General features: G+C 56.9%; 27 protein-coding genes. 18 read left to right on the forward strand and 9 right to left on the reverse strand.

Features of this window, described 5'->3' with window-relative positions; translation table 11 throughout:
* Positions 1-14: 14 nt before the first annotated feature.
* The 4 genes from PuT2_RS04970 to PuT2_RS04985 are packed head-to-tail and all read left to right on the forward strand — an operon-like array spanning position 15 to position 3,398.
* Positions 15-935: a branched-chain amino acid ABC transporter permease gene (locus tag PuT2_RS04970; protein WP_093969912.1), complete on the forward strand. Its 921-nt coding sequence runs from the start codon at positions 15-17 to the stop codon at positions 933-935.
* 3 nt (positions 936-938) lie between these two features.
* Entirely contained in the window at positions 939-1,931 is a 993-nt protein-coding gene (locus PuT2_RS04975; RefSeq protein WP_093969913.1) for a branched-chain amino acid ABC transporter permease, read from the forward strand.
* On the forward strand, positions 1,928-2,689 hold the full coding sequence (locus PuT2_RS04980) for an ABC transporter ATP-binding protein (protein ID WP_093969914.1): 762 nt from the start codon (positions 1,928-1,930) through the stop codon (positions 2,687-2,689). The genes PuT2_RS04975 and PuT2_RS04980 overlap by 4 nt, the downstream gene beginning before the upstream one ends.
* A complete protein-coding gene (locus PuT2_RS04985) occupies positions 2,682-3,398 on the forward strand; it encodes an ABC transporter ATP-binding protein (RefSeq protein WP_093969915.1) in 717 nt (238 codons plus the stop codon). Before PuT2_RS04980 ends, PuT2_RS04985 begins: the two co-directional genes overlap by 8 nt.
* A 73-nt stretch (positions 3,399-3,471) precedes the next feature.
* Here PuT2_RS04985 and PuT2_RS04990 read toward each other — a convergent pair whose 3' ends face one another.
* Positions 3,472-4,065: a cysteine hydrolase family protein gene (locus PuT2_RS04990; protein WP_093969916.1), complete on the reverse strand. Its 594-nt coding sequence runs from the start codon at positions 4,063-4,065 to the stop codon at positions 3,472-3,474.
* 216 nt (positions 4,066-4,281) lie between these two features.
* Between PuT2_RS04990 and PuT2_RS04995 the strand changes: the two genes are divergently transcribed.
* The 3 genes from PuT2_RS04995 (at position 4,282) to PuT2_RS05005 (ending at position 7,717) form a co-directional block, all read left to right on the forward strand.
* Positions 4,282-5,460, forward strand: a complete 1,179-nt coding sequence (locus PuT2_RS04995) for an ABC transporter substrate-binding protein (RefSeq protein ID WP_093969917.1) — start codon at positions 4,282-4,284, stop codon at positions 5,458-5,460.
* A gap of 19 nt (positions 5,461-5,479) precedes the next feature.
* Positions 5,480-6,478 (forward strand): PDR/VanB family oxidoreductase, encoded by a 999-nt coding sequence (locus PuT2_RS05000; RefSeq protein WP_254046939.1) that lies wholly within the window; start codon positions 5,480-5,482, stop codon positions 6,476-6,478.
* Between the two features lie 225 nt (positions 6,479-6,703).
* Positions 6,704-7,717 (forward strand): AraC family transcriptional regulator, encoded by a 1,014-nt coding sequence (locus tag PuT2_RS05005; RefSeq protein WP_199722870.1) that lies wholly within the window; start codon positions 6,704-6,706, stop codon positions 7,715-7,717.
* Between the two features lie 66 nt (positions 7,718-7,783).
* Here PuT2_RS05005 and PuT2_RS05010 read toward each other — a convergent pair whose 3' ends face one another.
* Genes PuT2_RS05010 through PuT2_RS05020 form a run of 3 tightly spaced genes read right to left on the reverse strand, consistent with a single transcriptional unit; the run spans position 7,784 to position 10,272 of the window.
* Positions 7,784-8,086 (reverse strand): monooxygenase, encoded by a 303-nt coding sequence (locus tag PuT2_RS05010; protein WP_233574778.1) that lies wholly within the window; start codon positions 8,084-8,086, stop codon positions 7,784-7,786.
* A 53-nt stretch (positions 8,087-8,139) separates the two neighbouring features.
* On the reverse strand, positions 8,140-8,829 hold the full coding sequence (locus tag PuT2_RS05015; protein ID WP_216820795.1) for a M15 family metallopeptidase: 690 nt from the start codon (positions 8,827-8,829) through the stop codon (positions 8,140-8,142).
* Positions 8,830-8,883: 54 nt separating this feature from the next.
* Positions 8,884-10,272, reverse strand: coding sequence for a diguanylate cyclase (locus PuT2_RS05020; protein ID WP_093969920.1), 1,389 nt, complete (start codon positions 10,270-10,272; stop codon positions 8,884-8,886).
* A 128-nt stretch (positions 10,273-10,400) separates the two neighbouring features.
* On the opposite strand from PuT2_RS05020, the gene ppc reads away from it, so the two are divergent.
* The 5 genes from ppc to PuT2_RS05045 all read left to right on the forward strand — a co-directional run bounded on the left by ppc (position 10,401) and on the right by PuT2_RS05045 (position 16,850).
* Positions 10,401-13,262, forward strand: coding sequence for a phosphoenolpyruvate carboxylase (gene ppc, locus PuT2_RS05025; RefSeq protein ID WP_093969921.1), 2,862 nt, complete (start codon positions 10,401-10,403; stop codon positions 13,260-13,262).
* Positions 13,263-13,421: 159 nt separating this feature from the next.
* A complete protein-coding gene (locus PuT2_RS05030) occupies positions 13,422-13,670 on the forward strand; it encodes a glycine zipper 2TM domain-containing protein (RefSeq protein ID WP_233574776.1) in 249 nt (82 codons plus the stop codon).
* Complete coding sequence (locus tag PuT2_RS05035; protein ID WP_093969922.1) at positions 13,670-14,044, forward strand: EF-hand domain-containing protein; 375 nt, start codon at positions 13,670-13,672, stop codon at positions 14,042-14,044. Before PuT2_RS05030 ends, PuT2_RS05035 begins: the two co-directional genes overlap by 1 nt.
* Positions 14,045-14,109: 65 nt before the next feature.
* Positions 14,110-15,135: an META domain-containing protein gene (locus PuT2_RS05040; RefSeq protein ID WP_093969923.1), complete on the forward strand. Its 1,026-nt coding sequence runs from the start codon at positions 14,110-14,112 to the stop codon at positions 15,133-15,135.
* 281 nt (positions 15,136-15,416) lie between these two features.
* Complete coding sequence (locus PuT2_RS05045) at positions 15,417-16,850, forward strand: aspartate ammonia-lyase (protein ID WP_093969924.1); 1,434 nt, start codon at positions 15,417-15,419, stop codon at positions 16,848-16,850.
* Positions 16,851-16,861: 11 nt separating this feature from the next.
* Here PuT2_RS05045 and PuT2_RS05050 read toward each other — a convergent pair whose 3' ends face one another.
* Positions 16,862-17,395 (reverse strand): hypothetical protein, encoded by a 534-nt coding sequence (locus tag PuT2_RS05050; RefSeq protein WP_093969925.1) that lies wholly within the window; start codon positions 17,393-17,395, stop codon positions 16,862-16,864.
* Between the two features lie 215 nt (positions 17,396-17,610).
* Here PuT2_RS05050 and PuT2_RS05055 point away from each other — a divergent pair, with 215 nt between their 5' ends.
* From PuT2_RS05055 to PuT2_RS05065, 3 genes are all read left to right on the forward strand, one after another.
* On the forward strand, positions 17,611-18,738 hold the full coding sequence (locus PuT2_RS05055; protein WP_093969926.1) for a cupin domain-containing protein: 1,128 nt from the start codon (positions 17,611-17,613) through the stop codon (positions 18,736-18,738).
* Between the two features lie 119 nt (positions 18,739-18,857).
* The gene (locus PuT2_RS05060; RefSeq protein WP_158214010.1) at positions 18,858-19,895 is read left to right on the forward strand and encodes an AraC family transcriptional regulator; all 1,038 of its coding nucleotides are present in this window, start codon (positions 18,858-18,860) and stop codon (positions 19,893-19,895) included.
* Between the two features lie 47 nt (positions 19,896-19,942).
* Positions 19,943-20,374 (forward strand): thioesterase family protein, encoded by a 432-nt coding sequence (locus tag PuT2_RS05065; protein ID WP_093969928.1) that lies wholly within the window; start codon positions 19,943-19,945, stop codon positions 20,372-20,374.
* A 42-nt stretch (positions 20,375-20,416) separates the two neighbouring features.
* On the opposite strand, the gene PuT2_RS05070 is transcribed toward PuT2_RS05065, so the two are convergent.
* Positions 20,417-20,812, reverse strand: coding sequence for a RidA family protein (locus tag PuT2_RS05070; RefSeq protein WP_093969929.1), 396 nt, complete (start codon positions 20,810-20,812; stop codon positions 20,417-20,419).
* 97 nt (positions 20,813-20,909) lie between these two features.
* Entirely contained in the window at positions 20,910-21,416 is a 507-nt protein-coding gene (locus PuT2_RS05075; protein ID WP_093969930.1) for a TIGR00645 family protein, read from the reverse strand.
* Positions 21,417-21,550: 134 nt separating this feature from the next.
* Between PuT2_RS05075 and PuT2_RS16095 the strand changes: the two genes are divergently transcribed.
* Together PuT2_RS16095 and PuT2_RS05085 are read left to right on the forward strand one after the other, a co-directional pair.
* On the forward strand, positions 21,551-21,856 hold the full coding sequence (locus PuT2_RS16095; protein WP_254046940.1) for a type II toxin-antitoxin system RelE/ParE family toxin: 306 nt from the start codon (positions 21,551-21,553) through the stop codon (positions 21,854-21,856).
* A complete protein-coding gene (locus PuT2_RS05085; protein ID WP_093969931.1) occupies positions 21,846-22,181 on the forward strand; it encodes a DNA-binding transcriptional regulator in 336 nt (111 codons plus the stop codon). Before PuT2_RS16095 ends, PuT2_RS05085 begins: the two co-directional genes overlap by 11 nt.
* A gap of 23 nt (positions 22,182-22,204) precedes the next feature.
* Here PuT2_RS05085 and glmS read toward each other — a convergent pair whose 3' ends face one another.
* Entirely contained in the window at positions 22,205-24,037 is a 1,833-nt protein-coding gene (gene glmS / locus PuT2_RS05090) for a glutamine--fructose-6-phosphate transaminase (isomerizing) (protein ID WP_093969932.1), read from the reverse strand.
* A 137-nt stretch (positions 24,038-24,174) separates the two neighbouring features.
* Between glmS and PuT2_RS05095 the strand changes: the two genes are divergently transcribed.
* Complete coding sequence (locus PuT2_RS05095) at positions 24,175-24,672, forward strand: Lrp/AsnC family transcriptional regulator (RefSeq protein WP_093969933.1); 498 nt, start codon at positions 24,175-24,177, stop codon at positions 24,670-24,672.
* A gap of 3 nt (positions 24,673-24,675) precedes the next feature.
* On the opposite strand, the gene PuT2_RS05100 is transcribed toward PuT2_RS05095, so the two are convergent.
* A complete protein-coding gene (locus PuT2_RS05100) occupies positions 24,676-25,767 on the reverse strand; it encodes a glycosyltransferase family 4 protein (RefSeq protein ID WP_093969934.1) in 1,092 nt (363 codons plus the stop codon).
* Positions 25,768-25,780: the final 13 nt, after the last annotated feature.

The raw sequence follows: 25,780 nt of genomic DNA on the forward strand, positions 1-25,780 counted from the left end.
GAGCACATGCACACATGAGCACCCTATCCATTATTGAACAACTCATGAATGGCATCGGCCTGGGGCTGATTCTATTCATGATGGCAGCGGGCCTGACCATTGTGTTCGGCGTGATGGACACCATGAATCTGGCCCACGGCTCGCTATTCATGTTTGGCGCCTATTTTGCCGCAACAGCCTATGGCGTCACCGATTCATTCACGCTGTCCGTCCTTATTGCAGTCGCCCTGACCATGCTGGTCGGGCTGCTGCTGGAAACCAGCCTGATCCGCCGTCTATACACCCGCAACCACATGAATCAGGTCGTGGCCACGTTCGGCGTCATTCTTATTTGCAATGACTTGGTCAAGTACGTTTGGGGGCCGGCCCCTATCATGGCCGCCACACCGCCCTCGCTCGCCGGCTCTGTCGAGCTGATCGGCGGGCTTGAGTACCCGGCCTTCCGCTTGCTGATCATCGCCGTCGGTATCGTAGCCGCCCTGGCGCTTTACTTCATGATGACGCATACACGGCTGGGCATGCTGGTGCGTGCCGGCGCATCGAATCGCACCATGACCCAGCTCATGGGTGTACCGGTGCGACGCGTCTTCTCGCTGATTTTCATTCTGGGCGCAGCCCTGGCGGGTATTGGCGGCGCCATGGTCGGCCCCGTCACCGCCGTACAGGTTGGCATGGGCGACTCGTTCATGATCCCCGCACTGGTCGTTATTGTCATTGGCGGCATCGGGTCGATACGCGGCGCATTCATAGCCGCCTTGCTGGTTGGCATTGTCGACACAGCCGGCCGCGCCTTCATACCTGGTCTTATCAGCATGGTTGCGTCGCCGGTTGTTGCCGCCGACGTGGGCCCCGCCCTGGCCAGCGTTCTGATGTATATCCTGATGATTGTTGTGCTTGGCTGCAAACCATCCGGACTTTTCCCCGCACGAGGATAATTCATGCCCAGTCACAACACCTCAAAGTCGTCCGCCTGGGTGCCGCTGCTCGGCATCGTTTTGCTGGCAGCCTTCCCTGTTTTCTCGCAATACCTGGGGCTTGACTACTACACCGGCTTTGTCATGCGCCTGCTCATCTCGATGATCATCGTGACCAGCCTGAACTTCTTGCTCGGCTACGGCGGCATGGTCGCCTTAGGGCATGCCGGGTTTATTGGCGTTGGCTCTTACGCTATGGTCGCGCTGATCGAAGCCGGCATTACGTCAGTCTGGCTGCTGTGGTTCGGCGCCACCGTCATCACCGCGATCTGGGCGGCGCTGATCGGTCTTATCGTTTTGCGCACCCGCGGCATCTACTTTCTGATGATCACCCTGGCCTTTGCCGAAATGGTTTACTACATCGCGGTGTCACTGCGCCAGTACGGCGGCGACGACGGCTATATCTTGTCGACCCCGCTCAGCTTTGGCCTGGGCTTTGATCCGATGGACACCAACACCTTGTACGCCGTGGTATTGGTCATGTTCGTGTTGACCTTTGCATTCTTCAATCGCATGGTCGACTCGCGCTTCGGCAAAGCCATTATGGGTATTCGCGACAACCCAGTACGCATGCAGGCCCTGGGTTACCCCACGTTCAAGCTGCAACTACAGGCCTTCGTCATTGGTTCGGCCGTTGCCGGCTTGGGCGGCGCCATGATGATGACGCAGAACGGCTTTATCAGCCCCACCACAATTCACTGGACACACTCGGCCGAGCTGATGGTGATTGTTGCCCTGGGTGGCATGGGCTACAAATGGGGCGCCATTCTGGGCGCAGGCTTGTGGGGCATCTTGAAAGAGTTCTTGCCACAGTTCACCGAGTACTGGCACTGGCCCATGGGCTTGCTGGTCATCCTCATCATTTTGTATGCACCCAATGGCCTGTGGGCACTGTTCAGCCGCGAACAAGGTCACCAAAACGGCGGGCTGTTTAAATTTATCCGGAGGCAGGCATGAGTCTTTTTTCTGCGACCGGCCTGGTCAAAAGTTTCCATAGTTTGCGGGCCACCGACAACGTCGACATTTCAGTCAACGCCAATGAGGTCCACGCGCTTATCGGCCCCAACGGGGCAGGCAAAAGCACCTTGGTCAACCTTATCTCGGGGTTGCTGCCCGTCGATGCCGGGCGCATCACGCTGGACGGACAAGACATCACCCGCCTGAAGGCCCACGAACGTGTACACGCGGGTTTGTCACGCTGTTTTCAAGTCACCAATCTCTTCAAAGAAATCAGCGTCATCGACAACCTGCGGCTCGCTATTCAGGCCCACGAAGGCAACAATTTCAAAGTATTTGGCGTGCGTAACAACGAGGCCGTACTGAACGAAAAAGCTCGAGCCCTGGGCGCCAAAGTGGGCATCGAAGGCGAGGCTGTCCTGAACAGCATGGCCGGCAGCCTGCCTCACGGCGCACAGCGCCAACTGGACATTGCCCTGGCGCTGGCGGCCAACCCCAAGGTGTTGTTGCTTGATGAGCCTATGGCGGGCATGGGCCCCGACGAATCGGCACGTGTGGTCGAACTCATCAAAGGCCTGCGCCAGCACATGGCAATTTTGCTGATCGAACACGATATGGAAGCCGTGTTTCAACTGGCCGACCGCATTTCGGTGCTGGTTTACGGCAAAGTCATTACCTCGGGGACGGTCGATCAAATCCGCAACGACCCGAAGGTTCAAGAAGTTTATTTAGGCTCGGAGACCGTCGCCCATGGCTGACAAACACTTGTTAACCTGTAAAAACCTGCACGCAGGCTACGGCGCCAGCCAGGTCTTGTTCGGCATGGATTTCACCATCGACGAAGGTGAGGTCATCGGGCTGCTGGGCCGCAACGGCATGGGTAAAAGCACCACACTCAAAAATATTGTTGGCTTGCTTAAACCCACACAGGGCGAAATTTGGTGGGAAGGCAAGGCACTGAACACTATGGCGCCCGACGCCATTGCCCGCCTGGGCATCGCCATTGTGCCCGAGGGCAGGCAGTGCTACCCAAACCTGACCGTGCGCGAACACCTGGTGGCGTTTGCCGGCAACCGCAATGGCAGCGCCAACCAATGGACACTGGAACGCATTTACGATCTTTTCCCGCGCTTGGCCGAACGCAGCCAGCATATGGGCGGGCAATTGTCGGGCGGCGAACAGCAAATGCTGGCCATTGGCAGGGCATTGTCCACCAATCCGCGCTTGCTGATTCTTGACGAAGCCACCGAAGGCCTCGCCCCCTTGATTCGCGAAGAAATCTGGCGCTGCCTTGACTTGCTGAAACGCGAAGGCCAAACCACACTGGTGGTCGACAAATATGTCGATAAGCTGGTCGGGCTGGCCGACCGCCATATTATTCTGGAGCGCGGAAAAATCGTCTGGACAGGCTCGTCCGCCGAACTGGACGCCGACCGCAGCCTGTGGGTGCGCTATATGGGCGTTTAACCACAAGGGTTAAACGTTCACACTGCGCCGTCCCGCAACACTGCCGGACGGCGCAAATTTATAAAACGCCCCCCTACGCGGCACCTTCGCTCAACTCAGTAACGCTAGACACTTTCGCCACAAACGCTAGGCTGCGCAGCGCCGCATCATGAAACTCAGGTGACCCGGCAGCGCAGGCGTCAGCCGCAATGGTGACTTCGTAGCCCCGATCGGTAGCGTCACGCACGGTATGCTCAACGACTGAATGCGTCGCCACGCCCCCCACAATCAAATGCTGCACATCAAGCATGCGCAAAATATTGTCCAGGCACGTTCCGGCAAACGAGCTGATGCGCTGATGAGTGACCACAAACTCGCGCGCGTTGTTCAACGGTTGCAGAGGCGCCATGAATTCGGCACCCCACTCGCCGTCCTTCACGGCGCCAAGCTCGATGGTTTTCTGGAAAATAGGCGTATTACGGGGGCAGTCCGCATAGTCGGGACGAAAAGCAATACGCACGTGCACCACCGGCAATTGCTGGTCGCGGGCAAACGCCAGTAAGCGCGTGGCGCCATTAATCAGACGCTCGCGCACTTTTTCATCGTTTACGCCTACCCGGATCTTGCCGTCCGGATGCAGCACTTCGTTCTGGTAATGCAAGGCCAATACTGCGGTTCGTTCATTCATGGTTTTCCCCAATAGGTCGAGAGATCAATTGTGATGAAACCCAGTCTAGCGCCTTGAATCATGGGGCACTATCCGGAAAAAGAGCCCGAGACAGCCAAAAATGGCACTGCTAAAAACGGATAGCGCAACAGAGGCGTCTGCCGATTGTGGATATTGCGCCGTGCCTGCTTTGCCTAGACTTGAAGCGCTTCAACCACTCAACGCGCAAGGAAAATCATGAAAAAATCAGCTATCGCTCGAGCAATGGTGTTTTCCGCAGCCTTGCTGGCCGCTGCCGGCGCCCAGGCTGCCGACGAAATCAAAATCGGCTTCTTGACCACATTGTCCGGCCCCGGCGCCGGCACAGGCCAAGACATCCGCGACGCCTTCCTGCTGGCCATTAAGATGAACGGCGGCAAATTAGGCGGTTTACCCGTTAACATCAGCGTCACCGACGACCAAAACAACCCGGTCGCCGCACGTCAAACTGTCGAGCGCTACATCAAGCGCGACAAGGTCGACGTGATCACCGGCCCCGTATTCTCCAGCGTTGTCCTGCCGATTCTGCCCACCATTTTGCAGAACGATACGGTTTTCCTGAGCACCAACACCGGCCCAGCCGACTATGCCGGCGAAAAATGTGACCCCAACTTCTTTGCCGTATCGTGGCAGAACGAAGACGTGCCCCAGGCAATGGGCGCATTCGCCTCGTCTAAAGGCTACAAACGCGTCGCCATGATCGCCCCCAATTACCCCGGCGGCCGCGAATCGCTGCAAGGCTTCAAGCGCAAGTACACCGGCGAAATCGTCGACGAGGTCTACACCAAAATGGGCCAACTCGACTACTCGGCCGAAATCGCCAACCTGAAAACAGCAAAGCCTGATGCCGTGTTTTACTTCCTTCCCGGTGGCATGGGCATCAACTTTGTCAAACAATACAACGCGTCGGGCCTGCAAAAAGATGCCCCATTGCTGACCCCCGGCTTTACCGCCGACACCGAGAACATTGCCGCACTGGGCAAAGACCTGGTGGGTACGTACAACTCGTCGCAGTGGGCCCACGACCTGCCTAACGAAGCCAACAAGAAGTTCGTAGAAGCCTACCAGAAAGAGTATGGTCGTCTGCCCAGCATGTACTCGTCGCAAGGTTACGACGCTGCCATGCTGATCGACGGTGCCGTTCGTCAGGTCAACGGCAAGATCGAAGACCACAAGGCCTTCCTGAAAGCACTTAAAGACGCCAAGTTCGACTCGGTACGCGGCAAGTTCCGCTTCAACAACAATCAATACCCCATCCATGACATCTACATGCGTCAGGTCGTAGAAGACGCCCAGGGCAATGTCCAGAACAAACTGGTCAGCAAGGTCCTGGACAACCACCGCGACCCGTTCGCCAACCAGTGCCCCATGAAGTAACTTGAAGGAATTTTCTGCAATGAGCATGTCCACAACCACCGAAGTACTGAAGTTACGCGTGTCCTCTGCGGACATGCTCACTGCCGATATTCGCCAGTTGTACCTTGAACCTGCGGTCGACGGGCAGGCGCTGCCCGCCTTTACCGCAGGCGCACACATCGCACTAGAAGTAGCATTGCCAGACGGCAAGACCGACTGGCGCGAGTACTCGCTGGTCGCCCTTAACGACGAGGCGGCCCGGGCCCCCGTCGGCTACCAGATCGCTGTTCGCCGCGAAGCCAACGGGCGCGGCGGCTCGCATTTTGTACACACCAACATCAATGTGGGCGACGTGCTCAATGTACGCGCGCCCCGCAACCAGTTTCCGATGGAAACTGCGAACACGTCGCGCGCTGTTTTAATTGCCGGTGGCATTGGTGTCACGCCTATCGCCAGCATGGCCGCACATTGCCGCGACATTGGCCGCCCCATTAGCGTTTATTACGCAGGACGCAGTCGCAGCCTGATGGCCTATCTGACAGCACTTACCGAGCTGGCAGGCCCCGATCTGCATGTTCACGCCGACGACGAGCAGGGCAAGCCGCTGGATATCGCGGGTATTTTTGCCCGCCTGCAAGCCGAAGATCACGTTTATTTCTGTGGCCCCACGCCCATGATTGAGGCCATCCTCGCCACGGCCGAAAAGCAAGGTTGGCCGCGCAACCAGATTCACTTCGAACTGTTCAGCGCCCCCCCCGCCGAAGAGGGCGACCACCCGTTTGAGGTCGAGCTTGCCCAAAGCGGCAAAACACTAACCATCCCCGCCGACAAGAGCATTCTTGACGTTCTTATTGATGAAGGCTTCGACCCGCTTTACGACTGCAAGCGCGGCGAATGCGGCGTGTGCGCCACCGACGTCCTGTCAGGCGACATCGACCATCGCGACTACATCCTGACAGCCCGCGAGAAAGAAGCCGGCAACATCATGCACACCTGCGTGTCACGATGCAAAGGCAGCAAGCTGGTGCTGGATATGTAACCCCATAGGGCGGCAATGGTGACAACACCCCGCCGCCCAAACATTTGTCAGGCAACCTGACGAATAACGCCAAATAACCCTTTTAATATCAGGGATATAGCGTATCAAAACCGCGGGAAGTCCCTGATAGCCCAAAAGATACTTTACGTTTAAAGTGTTTCGTGTGGCAGAGTGGCGCCACTCTTTCTCAGCCGTCTCAAACCACCGGGCAAAACCGTGCAACACTTGGCGAATCTTAACCTTTCCAGGCTACACGACCACCTCGTATTCCACTCCGACTGCCCGTCTGAAGTGCGTAGTACGCTGGGCAGCATTCTTAGCGAACACGACCTAACGCTGGGCGAAGGCAAAGTCGACACCACGCTTTTTCAGCGTCGTCTCAACGACATCAGCGTCATGAAACTCACCTACGGTGCCGAGGTCAACGTCAAGGCCAGCCCGTTCAAAGGGTTTTCGTTGGTGCAAACGCCCCTGCGCGGCTCCTTCGAGGTCGAAATCGCCGGACGACGCAAAACGTTTGGCCAGGGCGACGTCGCGGTTCTGTCACCGCAGCACGATCTGGGCATTCACTGGCAAGAAGGCAGCGAGCAGCTCATTCTCAAAGTGCCGCATCACCTTATCAGCCGACGCTTCAACACGGCATCCCAAACCCCCGCCAACGGCGCAGGCACAACGTTTGCATCACCCGCGTTCAAGCTCGACGACAGCCTTAATCTGATCTGGCATTCGTTGGTTCAGCAGGCCATCGACCTGCCGAACAGCAATTTGGGGCTTAGCAATGTATGGCTCGAACACTTCGAGCAAACCATTGCCCTTTTTTTGCTCACGCATCAAACCGCCGAAGCAGGCAAACCTGAAGTCGGTCAGTATGCGCCGGCATCGGCTGGCACCTGTAAAAACAACAGCCTGGCCCCGCTCGAACGCATGGAGGCCTATATCCGCCAGCGGCTGTGCGCCCCCATATCATTGGTTGACCTGGCTAACGCAGCGGGTTTAAGCCCAAGGTCGTTAAACGCACTGTGCCACCGATATCATGGCGTCTCGCCCATGGTGTTGCTGCGCAATATGCGCCTAGACGCCGTGCGGCAAAAGCTACAAAGCAGCCCTGGCGCCAACGTCACCAATATCGCTCTCGACCACGGCTTCGGTCACCTGGGCCGGTTCTCGGCCTACTACCGCGAACGCTTCGGCGAACTCCCCCGCGACACCACCATGCGGCAATTTTTGCCCTGTATGTAAAGCCCCGCCACCGCCGTTAAGTCACGGCGGCGGCTAGACCATTTGTCGTCACAATCAGCCCACCCGTTATAAGCCGGGAAAGCGGTCAATTTTTGACAGCGGGATATTCGGGTCAAAAATCTTGAAGCGCAGGCCCGTCACGCCCATCGCAGCCAAACGCGCGGCATGCATATCTTTGTAGGCGTTCAGGGTTTCAAGATTCTCGAAACAGTAAATGCCGCCGGCTTCGCCAGTTTCGGCATTTTCGGTCCAAAGTTTCCAGACCAGGCCCGGCTCGTTGGCGATACTCTCGGCCAAGCCCTTAAGCATCTCACTCATTTCGGCGCCAAACGGGCCAGGGGTAGGAAAGTCGACTTGCAGGATTTTCATAATGATCTCCGGAGTGAGCAGGATTCGACCCGGCGCAGCGAGCGACGGGTCGACTAGCGCGGTAAAAAATCAAAATACTGATCAGGGAAAGGCTCCCTTTCAAGCGTAAAGTGCCACCACTCTTTGGGGTAAGGTTTGAAGCCATGCTTTACCATTAACGCCTGCAAAAGCAGGCGGTTGGCTCGCTGCTGAGGCGTAAGCCCCGGGTGCTCGGGCCAAGACTCGACACCAAAGAAATCAAACGCCGACCCCATATCCAAGGCCTGCCCGCTGTCGCGCGCAACCAGCGTCAGGTCGACCGTACTTCCGCGGCTGTGCCCCGAACGCAGGGCAATGTAATCTTCTTTGAACAAATTCTGTTTGTCGACATTCGGATAAAAAGCCGGTTTGGTTCTAACGTCTGACAAATCTTCGGCCCATTGGACAAAGTCATCTACCGCCCGTTGAGGACGATACGCATCGAACACCAACAACCCCAACCCAAAGGGCTTCAGGTCGGCCTGAACACGCGCCAACGCCTGCGCAGCCGGCGTTGAAACTACCGCCCGCGCATTGTCATAGCCCGCAACGGGACGCCCAAGAAAATTATTACTGCCCGAGTATCGCAAATCAATACGTATTTCGGGGATGGTGTCCTCGAGATAGACAAAACCCGCAGGCAAAGCCGCATGGGCCACGCCCGCAGACAACATGCCCAGCATCAATGCGAAGCGCACCTTCATCGAATACAAAAATCTCAACATGGTCACCCCGTATAGCGCAGTTCAATCGCCCCACTAACCAGAACCCAGGCCACATCAGGCCACGCCAGAACCACCTGCATGCGTAGCCACCCGGTTGCGCCCGTTGGCTTTCGCCTCATAGACCGCTTCATCGGCTTGCCGTAACAAGTAATGATAGTCGGGGTGCCCGGTATGCGAAGCCAACCCGATGCTCACCGTAACGGCAAGCACCGTGCCATCGGGAATAAGAAACGGATGCTTTTGTACGGCTTGACGGACACGGTCGCACAATAAGCCGGCCTGCTGGATATCCAGGTCGACCAGTACCAGTAAAAACTCTTCGCCGCCCATCCGGAATAAAAAGTCGCCACCGCGACAATGCTCGCTTAGCACGGCAGCGACCTGCTGAATAACCTGGTCACCCGCTTCGTGACCATAGTTATCGTTAATCCGTTTGAAATGATCAATATCGATTAACGCCACCGCAAAGCCACTCCCAGACTTACGGCTATGCTCGATTTCGCGGGCCAGCACCGTCGGCAAAAACTTGCGGTTAAGCAAACGCGTCAAGACATCTTTGCCCGATTCCAGTTCAAGGCTACGGGCAAACAAGCTGCCAAGGTGCAGTTGAATATTTCGCGCATGATTGCGGATTTCACGGACGACATCACTGCGCCCCTGTGCATCGACCGCACCTTCAGTTTCGAGCGCCACCAAACAAACATTATCAATCGCATCAATGCTCTGAGCGATGACATCGGCCTCGGGAACGCCCTGAAATGCATGTATGCCTTTATGCCTGAACCACAAGCCAAACTCGGACTCTCGAACGCGCACCAAGCGGGTTGAGGCATTACCCAGTACAGTTTCATACATGACCTGGCTTTCCCAATCGAGAAGCGCAGCCTTTTGGCGCTCTTTCTCTGTCGCCAAGTTTTCAGTAATGGAAAACAGTCGGTAAGCCTCGCTTGACCGCGCCTTTCGCGCGCTCGAGCTGGCGTAGGCCTGACTCATGACCTCCATCGCCAAATCGATCTTTGCCCCAAAAAAGCGACACGCCGATAACTTGAATGCATCGTCGTCAGGCGCAACACGATCAAGATAGGCATTGAATGCCCGCTTCAGAGAGCGCGCGCCCCTTAAAACAAGCGCAACAGGAATATCGACCCGCGCATGCACCTCGCCGATTTTGTGCTGATCGGCATATAAATCGTCGGCGGCTTCAGCGCTCACAGGCCCGAAAAGACGCGTCAACCACAGTATCAGTGATGCGCGCAATCGCGTTCTGACTTGCTCGTGATCAAGGAACTGCTGCGCCTGCGGATCCTTCAGCATGGTGTCATAGAACTGACTGGCGAGGCTGTCGGCCTGCTGCGTAACGATGCGCTCGACACGCTCGGGAACGCCCGGTCCGGCGAAATCATTAAAAAGCGCCCACTCGCGCCGAAAAATATCCAACAACATAATGGCAACCTATAAACTTTCGCCAACTGTAACTCACCTGGCGAGCCTTCTCGAAAATAACAAGAAATAAAGCCCGAAAGCATCGCTACACTAACGAAAAACACACAAAACCTGGGAGCCCGACAAATATGCCCGACGCAAAACACGACAACAAGCCCAAAGGCAGCGCCCTTAGACAAGACATCCGCAAGTTGGGTAAAACCCTGGGCGACGTAATTCGCGAATCGGACGGCGTCGCGATCTACAACGTTGTCGAAAAGTTGCGCCGATCGGCCGTTACGTTCAGACGGGAAGGCAGCGCGGCCGACAGCCGCGCCCTCACCCAGGCCATCGGCAAGCTCAGCCCCAAAGAGGCGTCATCCGTCGCCCGCGCGTTCAGCTATTTCTTGCAGCTGTCGAACATTGCCGAAGACCGCGACCAGAACAGACGCCACCGCCTAGCGGTTCTTGCTCCCGAAACGGCTGTGCGCGGCAGCTTGCAGCATGCACTGCAAACCCTGCAGGCACGCGGGGTTGGACGACAGCGGCTTGAAAAATTCTTGCACCAAACCTGCATTGTGCCTGTACTTACCGCCCACCCCACCGAGGTGCAACGCAAAAGCACCCTGGACCTGCACCGCGAAATTGCTCGCCTGCTGGCCACAGATGACGGCAATCTGTCGACCATTGAACGTCAGGTGACCGAGCAACAATTGCTGGGGCTGGTCGCCACGTTATGGCAAACCCGCATGCTGCGCTGGCAAAAACTGACGGTAATTGACGAAATAGACAACGCACTCAGCTACTACAACAGCAGCTTCTTAACCGCTATTCCCGAGCTTTATCACGAGCTGAACCTGCGCCTGAACCCACCCGGAAAGTCGGCGTTCAATGCCCGGTTCCCAACGCTGCCCCCATTCTTAAAAATGGGGAGCTGGATAGGCGGCGACCGCGATGGTAACCCCAACGTGAATGCCGAAACGCTGGAGCAAGCATTGCTGCGCCAATCGGCCATTATTTTGCGCCACTACCTGCAAGAAGTGCACAGCCTGGGGAAAGAACTCTCTATTTCGACATCATTGGGTAGCGCCGACCCGGCCCTGATGGCACTGGCCAATGCCAGCCAGGACACTTCCGAACACCGCCTGGACGAGCCCTACCGTCGAGCACTAATTCATATCTATGCACGCCTGGCTGCCACCTCGGTCGCCCTGACCGGACGACAGCAAGCCCAGCGGCCAACCTACCCGGCCGAGGCCTACGAAAACCCACAGGCCTTGCAGGCCGACCTGACCCTTATCGCCGACTCTCTCGACAAACACCACGGTCACGTTATTGCAACCTTGCGACTTTCAGGCCTCATCCAGGCTATCAGCGTGTTTGGCTTTCATCTGGCCACGCTCGACTTGCGTCAAAGCTCAGACGTGCATGAGCGCGTGTTAACAGAACTGTTTACAGCGGCGGGGGTTCAGTGGAACGGGCAGCCCGTCAATTACTCGCAACTCGATGAAACTGACAAACGCGCGTTACTTCGAGCCGAGCTGGCGCAAACCCGTCCGCTGGTCTCGCCTTGGGTCACCTACACTGAAGAAACCGAAAAAGAGCTGGCCATCTTACGCATGGCTGCTGTGTGCCGCAAAAAATATGGGGCCGGCGCCATTCAGCAAGCCATCATCTCGCACACCGAATCGTTAAGCGACTTGCTGGAGGTATTGGTGCTGCAACAAGAAACGGGACTAATTACGCCGCCGGTGCCAAATCAACCTGCGCCCAAGCACGACGGCCTCATGGTTACACCGCTGTTTGAAACCATCCCCGACTTGCAGATGGCGCCCGAAATCATGGCCCAATGGCTCGATCTACCCGAGGTTCGAGCCCGCGTAGACGGCGCACACGAGGGCATTCAAGAAGTCATGCTGGGCTATTCAGACAGCAACAAAGACGGGGGCTACCTAACCTCTAACTGGTCACTGTATTGCGCGGAGCGCCAACTGGTGCAGGTATTCAAAAAACGTAAGGTCAGGCTGCGCCTGTTCCATGGCCGGGGTGGCTCGGTAGGCCGTGGCGGGGGCTCAAGTTACGAAGCTATCCTGGCCCAACCTCCCGGTACCGTCAACGGCCAAATCCGCCTGACAGAACAGGGCGAAGTCATTCAGGTCAAGTACAAAGACGCCAACGTCGGCCGCTGGCACCTTGAAAACTTCGTAGCGGCGACACTCGAATCCAGCCTGACGCCAGCCACCTCGGCAGCCCAGGTCGAAGACCAGAACATGGCACGCTTCGGTCACGTCCTGCAGTTCATGTCCGATGTAGCCGAGCATACTTATCGCAGCTTGGTCTACCAAACACCGGGGTTCGACACCTACTTTTTTGCCTCGACCCCCATACTGGAAATCGCTGGTCTCAATATCGGCTCCCGCCCGGCCTCACGCAAAACAACGCAAGCCATCCAGGACCTGAGAGCCATTCCGTGGGGTTTCTCGTGGGCGCAATGCAGGCTGATGATTACCGGCTGGTTCGGGTTTGGCTCGGCCTTGTCGACATACATCGACCAAGGTTGCGAGGGCAGCCCAAAAAATGCATCTGCCCGTTTGGCCATATTGCAAGACATGGCGCGTGACTGGCCCTTCTTCAAGACGCTGCTATCGAACATGGAGCAAGTCCTGGCCAAGACCGATCTGGAGATCGCCCGGCATTACGCAACGCTGGTTCCTGACACTCAGCTTCGCGACACGGTCTTTGAGCGCATCGCCGCCGAATTCAAGCTGACCTGCGAACGCTTTACCCAAGTTTGTGGTCACGAACTGCTGGCCAACGATGAAATACTGCGTGACGCATTAAGCGAACGGTTTGCCTACATCGACCCGCTCAACCACCTTCAAGTCGAGCTCTTACGTCGCCACCGGCAACGTCGTCGTCGGCCTGCCAAAGATGGTAAAGAAGACAGCAGCCAACGCGCCATCCATATGACGATCAACGGTATCGCCGCCGGGCTGCGAAATTCGGGCTAACAACGGGTCAGATACTTGGCCCAACCAGCCCGACACCATGGGCAAAAGCAACTTGCCGTGACATAATCCAACCGTTCGCGTGCTGTCGCCTATAACGGTACACGAACGGTCCCGCGCACCGTCCGGTGCCGGGTAGGTCAACTCCAGATCGAGACAACCATGATGCGCAAAACTACCTTGCTCATTGCCCTGGTCAGCCTGGGCGCACTAGCGGCATGCCAAAGCCCGTCGGGCTCACAAAGCCGCGGCGGCAATTCCGAATTCAACTGCATTGCCGGTACTGTCGGTGGCGCCGTCATCGGCGGCCTGTTGGGCAGCACCATTGGCGGGGGCCGCGGCCGTACTGCCGCTACCGCCGTTGGCATTGGCGCCGGTGGCTATGTTGGCAACCAAATGGGGTGCAAATAATGAAAACTCTCACACTTAAGCCGGCAATATTACTGATGACCGGCCTGCTGGCGCTGGGCTCAGCCCAGGCGCAAAACACGGTTCAGCAGTCGCCCCTGACCCCGGAACACTTCGCTGCTCTTGATCGCAACAAAAGCGGCGGCGTCAGCAAAGAAGAATACGAAGTATTCATGCGTGAATCGTTTCAAAAAATGGACAAAAACGGTGACCAACGACTGACACCGGCCGAAACCAGCGGCGTACTGACTGCCGAGCAATTTGCCGCAGTCGATGCCAACAAAGACGGTGCCATTACACTAGACGAGTTCATTGAGCACGTTATGCGCGACTTTGATCGTTACGACTACGACAAAGACGGGCAATTGAAGCCTTAAGGCAATCTAGAAGCGCCTGGCAGGCGCCCGTCCGGCGTCCTGCTTACCCTAACGGAAACATCCAAATGCTCGACTCCCGCGCTGGCAGCGTCAAAACACGTATCCCATTCACTCAGGTCTTGACGGCCAAAATCTCAACCCTGGCACTGATTGGCGTGCTGGCGGCCAGCGGGGTTGCTGGCGCAACCGAAACCGGTCGCATCAAAGTCACCGAGATCAACACCGCCACTCACCCATTCACCACGCTGCACTGCGCACGCCAACCGCTGCAAGTGCGCTTCTTTGGCAATTTGGCTGAAGTGATCGTCAACAACGAAAGCCGTCTGCTGGTTCAAGCGCTGTCGGCGTCGGGGGCTCGCTATGTCGCCCCGAACGACGACACCACCGAGTTGTGGGGAAAGGGCCCCTTTGCCACCGTCACGTGGTCGGGGCAAACCCTGCCGCTATGCGCCCCGGCCGGCGCCATTATTCCGCCGTTCCGGGCATCGGGTAACGAACCATTTTGGGCCATCACCTATAACGGCTGGCAAGCTACGCTGGCACGACCCGGCCACCCCGATCAAACCCGCGATGCGCAAGTCTCGGAAACCACCGAACGCGGGCAGACACTTCAAGCCGGCCAGGGGCCTGACGCCTGGGAAATTCGCGCCTCAGACGCGATATGCACGGACAGCATGACCGGTATGCCCCACCCGCAAACCGTCGCCTTTAGCCAGGGCGGTCAAACCTACACCGGCTGTGGCGGCGACCCCGAACGCCTGTTGCAGGGCACCACCTGGCGCATCACCCACATCAACGACGCCCCCATCAACACAGCGTCATCGGCCGAAATCATCTTTTTGCCAAATAGCCAGCTCGCCGGCAACAGCGGTTGTAATCGGTTCTTTGGCAGCTACACGCTTACTGGCGAATCATTAACCGTAAAGGGCATGGGCAGCACACGCATGGCTTGCGCCCCAAGCGATATGGCCACAGAGGATGTGTTGTTGCAGCACTTAAGCAAACTCGAACGCTTCTCACTCGACGCGCCCGACACACTGACCCTGCACACCGCCGTGGGCACTGTACGTGCTCAGGCAACGCCACAGTAAACAGCCAAGCCGGCAAGTGCCCCGCAACATGCAGGGCGATGCCGGCTGGCAGGTGACGGGTCCGACGCGGTAAAATGCGCAAAACAGCTGGGCACATACGTGCTTCGCACTCACCCATCTTCGCCACCACTACCCAAAACAGAAAAGTCAGCAACGCGTTTTGCGCGGCATCCCGCGCATTAGGCAAATGCACGTCGCCATTACCTGCAAGTTGCGGGTCACAGAGCCATGCGACTGGGTATGACCGGCCCAGAAAAGTCACCTAACTTTATATTGAAATCATGCCTAATCTACTGCCCGAAACCATTGCACGCGTCGAACACGACCTCATCGGCGACCGTCACGTACCCGCCGACGCTTATTGGGGCATTCACACCCTGCGCGCAAAAGAGAACTTCCCCATCACCGGCACCCCCATCGGGGCCTACCCCGACCTAATCCGCGCCCTGGCTTACGTCAAGCAAGCCACCGCTCGGGCCAACCAGCAACTGGGCATCATCGCCCCCGAGAAAGCCGCCTTTATCGAACAGGCGTGCCAAGACATTATCAATGGCAATTTGCACGACCAGTTCATTGTCGATGTAATGCAAGGCGGCGCCGGAACATCAACAAACATGAATGCCAACGAGGTCATTGCGAACCGTGCGCTGGAAATCATGGGCAAAGCCAAAGGCGACTACGATCAGTTGCACCCTATTGAAGACGTCAACGCATCGCAAAGCACCAACGACGTCTACCCCTCGGCCCTGAGAATAGCCATTTGCTTTGCAGCGCGCGGTTTAGAAAGCGCCATGCAACATCTTCAACAGACGTTTGAGCGCAAAGCTGTTGAATTCGACGACCTTCTTAAAATGGGCCGCACCCAGCTGCAAGATGCCGTTCCCATGACTTTGGGCCAAGAGTTCCGAACGTACGCCGTCATGCTGCGCGAAGACCTGGTTCAAATCCGCCATGCCGTAAAACTGATGCATGTTGTCAACCTGGGGGGAACGGCCATTGGCACCGGCATCAACACTGACCCCGGTTACGCGGTGATTGCGGTCAGGCACTTGTCGGAAATCTCCGGGCTGCCCATTGCCCTGGCGCCAGACCTCATCGCAGCCACCCAGGATACGGGCGACTTTGTGCAGCTTTCGGGCGTGCTCAAGCGTTTTGCCAGCAAACTGTCAAAAATCTGCAATGATCTGCGGCTGTTGTCATCGGGCCCACAGTCAGGACTCTCTGAAATCTGCCTGCCGGAGCGCGCCGCAGGCAGCTCCATCATGCCCGGCAAGGTCAACCCGATTATCCCCGAGGTCGTGAATCAGATTGCATTTGAAGTGATTGGCAACGACATTACGATCACCATGGCCTCAGAGGGCGGGCAACTGCAACTGAACGCCTTCGAGCCCGTCATCGCCTGGAGCCTGTTCAAAAGCATCGCCCACCTTGAGGCCGGTTGCAAAACGCTGGCCGACAACTGTGTTGCCGGCATTACAGCAAACCGCGAAAGGCTTGTCGCCATGGTCGAATGCTCCGCCGGTTTGGCAACCGCGCTGAACCCAGTGCTCGGCTACCGCAAAGCGACAGAAATTGCGCGCGCAGCGGTCAAAACAGGCACACCCGTACGTGCGTTGGTAAAGGCTCAGGGGTTGCTGGACGACGCCACGCTCGACAACCTGCTGCGGCCTGAAGTGCTAACGCGGCCAAGCCGGGCGCTGGCCGAACCCAACTAACCCTGCTGTCCTCAAGTTGCCGGCGTATTGTCGTCCGGCACTTCCCTGAGGTAGTTATAGGCCGCACAATAGTGCGGCCTTTGTTTTGCCCCCGATTTTGGCGGCTCGAAAATATGAATGGACAGCACTGCGTTGTTGACGTCGCGAACATCGTGGGTTTGAAACTGCACGTATAAATACGTGTTGTCGTCGCCACACAAGGGGTTGCCGTTACGCAAATATACCGGCCGTTTCAAACGAGACGCCGGGACGCGTTTGTGATCGATCAAACGCAGGCGGTAAAAAGGTAAACCGGTAATTTCAAGGCTACCACCCGGCTGCCCCACCTCTTGCGTGGGCTCGACCCGGTAACGTGTCGTACCATCAAACACCAGCACATTGCCTTGCAAAGACACGTCGCCGGTAATGGCCACAGCCGTTTTACTCAACGCAGACCAGTCGCCCAGCGTCAGCTCGGGCAACGCAGGGTCAAGCGGCGCCTGAGCCACGGCTGCCCCCCCGCCGAGCTGAACCACGCACATTGCTGCCAATAAAAAACTTCGCATTTTTCCACTCTTGTTAAACGGCATGTCTTGTCATTAATACGGCTTCGCCCGGCGTCACCATGTTTTGCCCAATTTGGCCCGGCTTGGACATCAGTTGTCTGAAACCGGATAGAAGCAGCCCATACCCGCCCGGTACTGTATGTACAAGACGGCAAGCACTGCACCAGATCACATCACTTGCCCAACCCGTTACCGCACTACCCAGGGAGACTATGATGAACACTGTTGTTTACGACGCATTTCGCGAAGACGTTATAGGCCGCTCCAACGTTCGGGATACCCCCGAACTGGTGTCGTACTACAAAGACCTTGAACGGCTGGGCACCGCAGCACTTTGGACCGTGGCCAACAAAATCGAGCCCTGGGAACCAAAATCGGCGTCAGTCCCGATGCTTTGGCGCTACCGCGACCTACGCGAACATGTTCTCAAGTCGGTAGACCTGGTAACGCCGGAGCAGGCTGGCCGGCGCGTCATCTACTTCGAAAACCCCGGCCGTAAAGAAGAGGCCGCCGCCGTAGGCTGGCTGTATTCAGGCCTACAAGTCATGCACCCCGGCGAAAACGCCTCGGCCCACTGGCACTCTTCTTCAGCACTACGCTTCATTATGGAAGGTCGTGGCGCCTACACCATTGTAAACGGTCACAAAATGACACTCGGCGCCAACGACTTCGTCATTACCCCAAATGGATGCTGGCACGAACATGGCGTAGAAGAAGGCGGCCTGCCTTGCATTTGGCAAGACGGGCTCGATATCCCGTTGGCCAATGCCATGGAAGCAGGCTTTTACGGCGTTCACCCCGACTTGCATCAAGCCATTGGGTACCCGGTCGACGATGCCGTCAGCATCTGGGGCGCACCGGGGCTTACGCCACAGGGGGTGAAATGGAATCAGAACTATTCGCCGCTGTTTAAATACCAATGGGAACCGACCTATGAGGCGCTGGTGCGGTACAGCAAGGCAGCCGACGGCAGCCCGTTCGACGGCCACCTCATGAACTACACCAACCCGTCAACCGGGGGACCAGTCATGGCCACCATGGGAGCCAGCATGCAGTTGCTCAGGCCTGGTTTTGTCGGCAAAGCACATCGGCATACCGGTAGTTTCTTGTATCAGGTTGCCAAAGGCAGCGGCTACTCCATCATCAACGGCCAACGCTTCGACTGGCAAGAACATGACGTTTTCTGCGTCCCCTCGTGGGCCTGGCACGAGCATGTCAATACATCGCAAACCGACGACGCCTGCCTGTTCTGTTTCAACGACTTGCCGGCAATCCAGAGCATGGGCTTTTACCGTGAGGAAGCCCTGGCGGACAACAGCGGACATCAGCCCTTAACGACCTGAGCGTTTCGTCTGCCCCCATGCGCCCGCAGCCGCGCTCCCGCTGCGGGCAGAGCACCCCGCCTGGCGCTATACTGAGGCAAGGTCCCCAGACGGCGTCGGAGGTGCAGATGCCCACGAACATGACAAGTTGGACCCAGACCTTACTGGGTAATCACATGCTGTTGGCGTCACACGACGCCGAAGAAGTGCGCTCACGAGTCGCCGCGCTGCTGAACGACCACATTCTGGAACCCGGCGGCGGCGCTCTTGCGGCCAGGCTGCATGGTGTGCAAGCCGACACCCTCAGCCTTTGGCGTCTGGAATACGGCGAGGCCGTCTCGGTCAAAGAAACCCGACCCGGCGGCGAGTTCCTTATCGTTCAATTACCGCTTACGGGCACTGTCACCGTTCAGTGCGACGAGGGACAATGGTCGGTCAGACCCGGCTCCGGATTGATCATGCCCTCTAATGTTCCGCACCAATTATCCTGGGAAGCCGGCGCTGCGCAGATCATTCTGAAAGTGCCGCTGCAACGTCTGCACGAGCAATACCGCGGCCTGACGGGAACCACGACACTCGGCCCCTTGCGTTTCAACCGCGAAATCGCGCTTGATGCTACCGACGGCGAACAATGGAGCGCCTTGTTGCGCTATTTTTGCGAGCAGGTTGCGCAGCCCCATGCGCTCAGTTGGCTTAAGGTTAAAACGGCTGAAGAAGCCCTAATACGCCACTTGCTATGCGCGCAATCGGCCGCACTACACGATCACTTTTTAGGGGACGACAGCGTTCAGGTGCCGCAGCGTTTGCAGCGCGCCCGCGCCTATATACAGGCGCACGTGGCCGACGACATGACACTGGAAGATATTGCACGGTACAGCAACACCAGCCCGCGCACACTCACACGCATGTGCCGCCTGCAATATGGCGTCAGCCCAATGCAACTGGTGCGGGACCTGCGCCTTGACCAAATCAGGCAAGCTCTCATCGATGCTACGGCCGATAACTCCGTCTCGGAAATTGCCTTGCGTTGGGGCTATGCCCACCTTGGCCGCTTCGCCGCCGCCTACCGACAACGTTTTGGCGAAGCCCCGCACGACACCCTGCAAAAGAAACGCCAAGGCCTGCAGCCTTTGGCTGCTAATGACGCGGCTGATGCACGCCTGAATCGTCAACACTGAACGGGCGTTAGAATGGCGGGCACTGCTTAACCCTACAGGACCCTGTAATGCCCAACATTCACCACATGCCCATCGAAATCGGCTTCAAGCACTGCGACCCCGCCGGTATTGTGTTTTACCCGCGCTACGCCGAAATGCTGCACGATACCGTTGAGCATTGGTTCAATCATGGGCTGAAAATAGGCTTTAACTACCTGCACACCACACGCAACATGGGTATCCCCATGGTCAATTTGCAGGTCGATTTTCGTATTCCCAGCCGGCTGGGCGACATACTCGACAGCCGGCTGGTCGTAAAAAAACTAGGCCGCAGTTCGATGCAAATGTTGGTGCGTATTTGCGGCCCCGACAACGATGTACGTGTCGAAGGCCGCTTGACGGTTGTTTTTGCCAGCTTGGGCAAGATCAGTTCGGTAGAAATCCCGGAGGATTTCAAGGCCCTGATTTTGCCTTACGTGGACGATAGTGCCGAGGCCTGAACGCCCTGAGATAAAGCCAACGCCCAATACACGGCGGCCGTCTTAGGCAGGCAGGCGAACCGTCACTTCAATCTCAATTAACAACCCCGGTACAGCAAGCCCCGTGACGCCGATAATGGTCTGTGCGGGGTGCTCGGTGCTGCCCTGCACGGCTTCAATAGCCGCGGTAATGACTTCGTACTGCGTAGGGTGCAGGGTATAAATAGTGCGCCGAACCACATCGTTCCAGCTGGCATTAACCGCCTTCAAGGCAACTTCGATGTTTCGCATGGCCGCCTGAGTTTGCGCACCTAAGTCGTCGCCCCCGACGATTGAAAAATCGGGAGCCAAAGCCACTTGGCCGGCAATATAAGCAACACGACCCGGCTCGGCAACCGTGATATGGCTGAACCCGGGCGCAGGGTGAAGTTCGGGGGGGTTAATAAGTTTACGTGACACGCTTGCCTCCTGAATATGACATGGCGCTCGTGAATCGAGCGCGCCAAGCCACTATTGCCTCGGAAGCAGGTTCTGTCAAGACAGACGCGGTTTTAAACTAGTGCCCTTTGCCAGCCAGACGATCCATGCCGGCGTAAAACAACCCCGAAAACAAGAATGTGACGTGGATGCCCACCATCCAGGCCAGATGCCGGTCAGACAAGTTGTCGACATTCATGAAGGCCTTCAGCAGCTCGATACCCGAAATCGCAACGATTGAGCCAATGAGCTTTAATTTCAGGTCGGAAAACCCGATATGGCCCATCCACTCTGGGCGATCCTGGTGGCTGTGTAGGTCATCCATCTTCGAGACGAAGTTTTCGTAACCGCTGAACATGATGATGATCAGCAAATTCATGATGAGCGCGATGTCTACCAGCGACAGCACGCCAATAATCAATTCGCCCCCCGTCGCCGTCATGATGTCGGCGAACAGCACCCAGATTTCTTTGGCGAACTTGAACAACAAAATGACCAGCGCCAACGCCAAGCCAAGGTAAACCGGCCCCATAACCCAGCGGCTGGTAAACAGAAGGTGTTCAAAAGACTTTTCCAGGCGTTTCATGATGGGGAAATGAGAAATGAAGGGGTGAGCATTTTAGCGCGTTGCCCGCCGGCAAGCGTCGTCTGTCTGTATTCTGGGCCTGGCCACAAGGCGTACTTTTGCGAATACCTGTGCCGATGTCAGACAGATAGAGTGTGATTATTGAAAAACACTCTGGCCCCAATGCAAAAGCCCATCGCAAAACCGTCGACTCGCCCCCGAAATTTGCCATGGCGATATCCAGCCAAATTGAAATCCATGTCACTTGGTGGCATGATATGAGCCATGAGCGCGTGTTTAAAACGCGTCATTTCGCTCGATGGATGCGCAAAACAGAACTATTGGACGATATGCTTTGCAGCGCAATTACACAGATGACTGTCGGTTTAATTGATGCCGATTTAGGTCATAACGTCATAAAGAAACGTATCGCCCTAGAAGAAATTTGTCATGACCACTAGATCAGAACGCCCCCAAAAAGCAAAAAGCCAAATTCTTGAGGCCGTACACACCACAGCGGCGGACTTGGCGCGCCTAGGGTTTATAGACAAACGAAAACAACAAAAATTTGATGCGCTTTGTCTGGAGCCCGTTCCTGAGTACGACAGTCAACAGATCAAAGCATTACGCCAAAGCCTCAATCTGAGCCAGGCCGTGTTGGCTTCCGTACTTAACACCAGCCCGTCTACGATCAGAAAATGGGAAATAGGGGATAAAAAGCCCAGCGGTCCTTCGCTAAAACTGCTGAGCCTACTGGAAAGAAAAGGGCTGGACGCTGTTATTTAACGCGCCCAGCCGACTCAAGCCCCTCACTCCACCGTCACACTCTTCGCCAGATTCCGGGGCTTGTCTACGTCGGTGCCCCGTGCACACGCCGTGTGATACGCCAGCAACTGCAGCGGTATTGTGTGCAAAATCGGTGACAGCTTCCCGTAGTTTTCCGGCATACGAATCACATGCATGCCAGGGCTGCCGACAATTTTGGTGTCGGCATCGGCAAAGACATACAACTCGCCGCCTCGGGCGCGCACTTCTTGCATGTTCGACTTCAGTTTTTCAAGCAGCTCGTCGCGCGGGGCGATGGTTACCACGGGGATCTGATCGGTTACCAGCGCCAGCGGGCCATGCTTGAGTTCGCCAGCGGGGTAGGCCTCGGCGTGGATGTAACTGATTTCTTTCAGTTTCAGCGCGCCTTCAAGGGCAATGGGGTAATGCATGCCACGCCCCAAAAACAGCGCGTTTTCTTTACTGGCGAAACGGTCGGCCCACGCCATGATTTGAGGTTCTAGGGCCAATACCGCCGAAATGGCCACGGGCAGGTGACGCAGGGCTTTCAGGTAATCGGCTTCTTGTGCGTCGGTCAGGCGGCCTTTTACCTGAGCCAGCGCCAGCGTCAACAAGAACAAACCGGCCAACTGGGTGGTAAACGCTTTGGTCGACGCCACACCGATTTCGACACCAGCGCGGGTAATGTAAGCCAGCTTGCACTCTCGTACCATGGCACTGGTCGACACGTTGCAAATGGTCAGGGTGTGCGTCATGCCCAGCCGCTGGGCATGCTTCAGGGCCGCCAGGGTGTCGGCGGTTTCGCCCGACTGGGTAATGGTCACAACCAATGTGCGCGGGTTCGGCACGCTGTCGCGGTAGCGGTATTCGCTGGCAATTTCGACGTTGACCGGAATTTTCGCAATGGACTCGATCCAGTAGCGCGCCGTCAGGCCCGCGTAGTAACTGGTACCACACGCCAAAATCAATACGTTGTCGATGTCGTTAAAGACCTTATACGCGCCGTCGCCAAACAGTTCGGGCGTGATGGTCTGAATATCTTGCAAAGTATCGCCAACCGCGCGGGGCTGTTCGAAGATTTCTTTTTGCATGTAGTGGCGGTAAGGGCCAAGCTCGGCCGCGCCGGTGTGAATGTGCACAGTGTGCACGGCACGATCGACCGGTTGGCCCTGCGCGTCAATAATCCACACGCGCGACAACTGCAAATCGACCACATCGCCGTCTTCCAGGTAAATGATCTGGTCGGTAGTGCCGGCCAGCGCCAGGGCGTCTGATGCCAGAAAATTTTCGTTTTGGCCCACGCCGACCACCAGAGGCGAACCCTGACGGGCACCCACAACACGGTGGGGTTCGTCTTGGCAGAACACAGCGATGGCATACGCCCCCTCAAGACGCCGCGTCGCTTGCTGGACGGCGTCGAACAGGTCGTCGGTGTAAAGGTGATCGACCAAGTGGGCAATAACCTCGGTATCGGTCTGGCTTTCAAATACGTAGCCAACCGCCTCAAGCTCTGCGCGTAGTTCGTCGTGGTTTTCAATAATGCCGTTATGCACCAAAGCAATACGGGCGTTGCCGCGGCTTTGCCCGGAAAAGTGCGGGTGCGCGTTATGTGTGGCGGGTGCGCCATGCGTTGCCCAGCGGGTATGGGCAATACCGGTAAAGCCTTGCAAGTGGTCAGCGGCAATTTCACGTTCGAGCTCGGCCACACGCGAGGTGCTGCGCGCGCGACGCAACTGACCATCGGCATGTACCGCAACCCCACACGAGTCGTACCCGCGGTACTCAAGCCGCTTTAAACCTTCAACCAGGACAGGGGTGACATCACGTTGCGCAACAGCGCCGACAATACCGCACATAAGCTGAACTCCTTAATGAGATAGTGCTATTGTGCGCAATACAACAAGAAATTAAATTTCTTATTAACAAAACATGTGAAATTAAATTTCAACAATACAAAGACATGAAATTTAATTTCACAAAATAGGTACAAAATATGTCGACAATACGCCCCGAGCTCGACGACTTGGATCTGCGCATATTGAACGCGCTGCAATCAGACGCCGGACTAACCAACCAGACATTGGCCGAGCGCGTACACGCATCACCGCCAACCTGCCTGCGCCGGGTCAGGCGCCTGACGGCCGCGGGCATCATTGAAAAGCAAGTCGCCATTCTGAACACTGAAGCGCTAGGCATCGGCCTGACCGCAATTTGCGAAATCACGCTCGACAGACAAACCGCTGACCACTATGCAGCCTTTGAAGCCCTCGCCATTCAGGAGGAAGCCGTATTACAGTGCTACAGGGTATCGCCCGGGCCAGATTTTGTGGTGGTGGCGCAGGTCGCCGACATGCCGGCCTACCATGCACTGGCGCATCGGGTGTTTACGTCGCAACGCAATGTTCGAAACGTCCGCACATTTTTTGCTACACACCGGGCCAAATTCGACACCCGGGCACTGCTACCCGAACCCGAAGTTCGTCGGACTTAAACCTTACCCGACACCCGAAGACGGGTTGCGCGCCTCACCCAGCGCACATACCCGCTCGTACAGGGTCGCGTAGCGTTGCGCCATTTGGCCCACGTCGTGTTCGGCCCAAACATAATCGTAGGCACACTGGGTGACACGGGCGCGTAACGCGGTATCGTCAAGCAGTTGCGCAATACCCGAAGCCATGGCGCGGTAGTCAGCGACGTCGCACAGCACACCCCGGCCCTCTGCCAACACCTCTTTCAGCCCGCCTGCCCGCGTGGCCACCACGGGCACGCGCTGATAAAAAGCGTCAAGCACGCTACTGCCCAGCGCCTCGTGCGTTGAGGACAACGCAAAAACTTCAAATAAGCCATAAAGCGACTCAACGCCGGACACAAACCCGGCAAAGACATAATGCGAACCCAGACTCAGCTCGGTAACCAACTGACGGGCCGCAAAAGAGACGTCCCCATCGGCTCCAAAATGAACAAACATGACGTCGGGGTGCGTTTTACGCAAATGATGCGCCGCCCGAATCAGTGTCAACGGATCTTTTTCACGCGTTAGCGCTGCCGTGGTACCCACCACACGACGACCGTGCAAACCATACTGTTTGCGTAGCGCTTCAATGCGTTCCAAGTCGGCAACTGCGGGCTCTGCGGCGCTTCGAACAATAGTCACGTCAAGCCCCAACCGCCGGGGCTCAGCGGCGGCCGCTTCGCTAATGGCCGCGAACCCATCAACGCGGCGCCACTTCCAGAGCGTTTTACGCAACTTTGACAACGACACCGGAAACGCCGTACGCCGCGTAAAGACAATACGACCACGCAATACCGGCTTTAACACGGCCAACCAGGTCAGCGTATTGGCGGTCTGCGCATGAAGCACATCGAACTGCCGGCCGCGCACCAGCAGAAAAGCCAACAATGCCGGCACCGAACCTACGCCATGCACTACAAAACCACCCTGGCGAGCGGCCTGAGCCAAGGGCTCGCCATCACGAGCCAGCAACTGTACATCGTGCCCCAACAACCGCAACTGCTGCAGACAATACAGTGTCTGACGCTCGCCGCCGCGCCAGCCTCGCTCGAAGTTCAGCAACAAAATACGCATGACAACCCGAACC

The organism is Pusillimonas sp. T2 (assembly GCF_002236805.1).
In the GTDB taxonomy this organism is placed as follows: Bacteria; Pseudomonadota; Gammaproteobacteria; order Burkholderiales; family Burkholderiaceae_B; genus Neopusillimonas.

Excerpts from the sequence above, each read along its gene's own strand:
- PuT2_RS05100 (WP_093969934.1), bottom strand. The coding sequence starts at position 25,767 with ATGCGTATTTTGTTGCTGAACTTCGAGCGAGGCTGGCGCGGCGGCGAG.
- PuT2_RS04995 (WP_093969917.1), top strand. The coding sequence starts at position 4,282 with ATGAAAAAATCAGCTATCGCTCGAGCAATGGTGTTTTCCGCAGCCTTG.
- PuT2_RS05045 (WP_093969924.1), top strand. The coding sequence starts at position 15,417 with ATGCCTAATCTACTGCCCGAAACCATTGCACGCGTCGAACACGACCTC.
- PuT2_RS05015 (WP_216820795.1), bottom strand. The coding sequence starts at position 8,829 with ATGTTGAGATTTTTGTATTCGATGAAGGTGCGCTTCGCATTGATGCTG.
- PuT2_RS05060 (WP_158214010.1), top strand. The coding sequence starts at position 18,858 with ATGACAAGTTGGACCCAGACCTTACTGGGTAATCACATGCTGTTGGCG.
- PuT2_RS05030 (WP_233574776.1), top strand. The coding sequence starts at position 13,422 with ATGATGCGCAAAACTACCTTGCTCATTGCCCTGGTCAGCCTGGGCGCA.
- PuT2_RS05010 (WP_233574778.1), bottom strand. The coding sequence starts at position 8,086 with ATGAAAATCCTGCAAGTCGACTTTCCTACCCCTGGCCCGTTTGGCGCC.
- PuT2_RS04980 (WP_093969914.1), top strand. The coding sequence starts at position 1,928 with ATGAGTCTTTTTTCTGCGACCGGCCTGGTCAAAAGTTTCCATAGTTTG.
- PuT2_RS05050 (WP_093969925.1), bottom strand. The coding sequence starts at position 17,395 with ATGCGAAGTTTTTTATTGGCAGCAATGTGCGTGGTTCAGCTCGGCGGG.
- PuT2_RS05055 (WP_093969926.1), top strand. The coding sequence starts at position 17,611 with ATGAACACTGTTGTTTACGACGCATTTCGCGAAGACGTTATAGGCCGC.
- PuT2_RS05075 (WP_093969930.1), bottom strand. The coding sequence starts at position 21,416 with ATGAAACGCCTGGAAAAGTCTTTTGAACACCTTCTGTTTACCAGCCGC.
- PuT2_RS05040 (WP_093969923.1), top strand. The coding sequence starts at position 14,110 with ATGCTCGACTCCCGCGCTGGCAGCGTCAAAACACGTATCCCATTCACT.
- PuT2_RS05020 (WP_093969920.1), bottom strand. The coding sequence starts at position 10,272 with ATGTTGTTGGATATTTTTCGGCGCGAGTGGGCGCTTTTTAATGATTTC.
- PuT2_RS04970 (WP_093969912.1), top strand. The coding sequence starts at position 15 with ATGAGCACCCTATCCATTATTGAACAACTCATGAATGGCATCGGCCTG.
- PuT2_RS04990 (WP_093969916.1), bottom strand. The coding sequence starts at position 4,065 with ATGAATGAACGAACCGCAGTATTGGCCTTGCATTACCAGAACGAAGTG.
- PuT2_RS04975 (WP_093969913.1), top strand. The coding sequence starts at position 939 with ATGCCCAGTCACAACACCTCAAAGTCGTCCGCCTGGGTGCCGCTGCTC.
- PuT2_RS05095 (WP_093969933.1), top strand. The coding sequence starts at position 24,175 with ATGTCGACAATACGCCCCGAGCTCGACGACTTGGATCTGCGCATATTG.
- glmS (WP_093969932.1), bottom strand. The coding sequence starts at position 24,037 with ATGTGCGGTATTGTCGGCGCTGTTGCGCAACGTGATGTCACCCCTGTC.
- ppc (WP_093969921.1), top strand. The coding sequence starts at position 10,401 with ATGCCCGACGCAAAACACGACAACAAGCCCAAAGGCAGCGCCCTTAGA.
- PuT2_RS04985 (WP_093969915.1), top strand. The coding sequence starts at position 2,682 with ATGGCTGACAAACACTTGTTAACCTGTAAAAACCTGCACGCAGGCTAC.
- PuT2_RS05085 (WP_093969931.1), top strand. The coding sequence starts at position 21,846 with ATGACCACTAGATCAGAACGCCCCCAAAAAGCAAAAAGCCAAATTCTT.
- PuT2_RS05065 (WP_093969928.1), top strand. The coding sequence starts at position 19,943 with ATGCCCAACATTCACCACATGCCCATCGAAATCGGCTTCAAGCACTGC.
- PuT2_RS05035 (WP_093969922.1), top strand. The coding sequence starts at position 13,670 with ATGAAAACTCTCACACTTAAGCCGGCAATATTACTGATGACCGGCCTG.
- PuT2_RS05000 (WP_254046939.1), top strand. The coding sequence starts at position 5,480 with ATGAGCATGTCCACAACCACCGAAGTACTGAAGTTACGCGTGTCCTCT.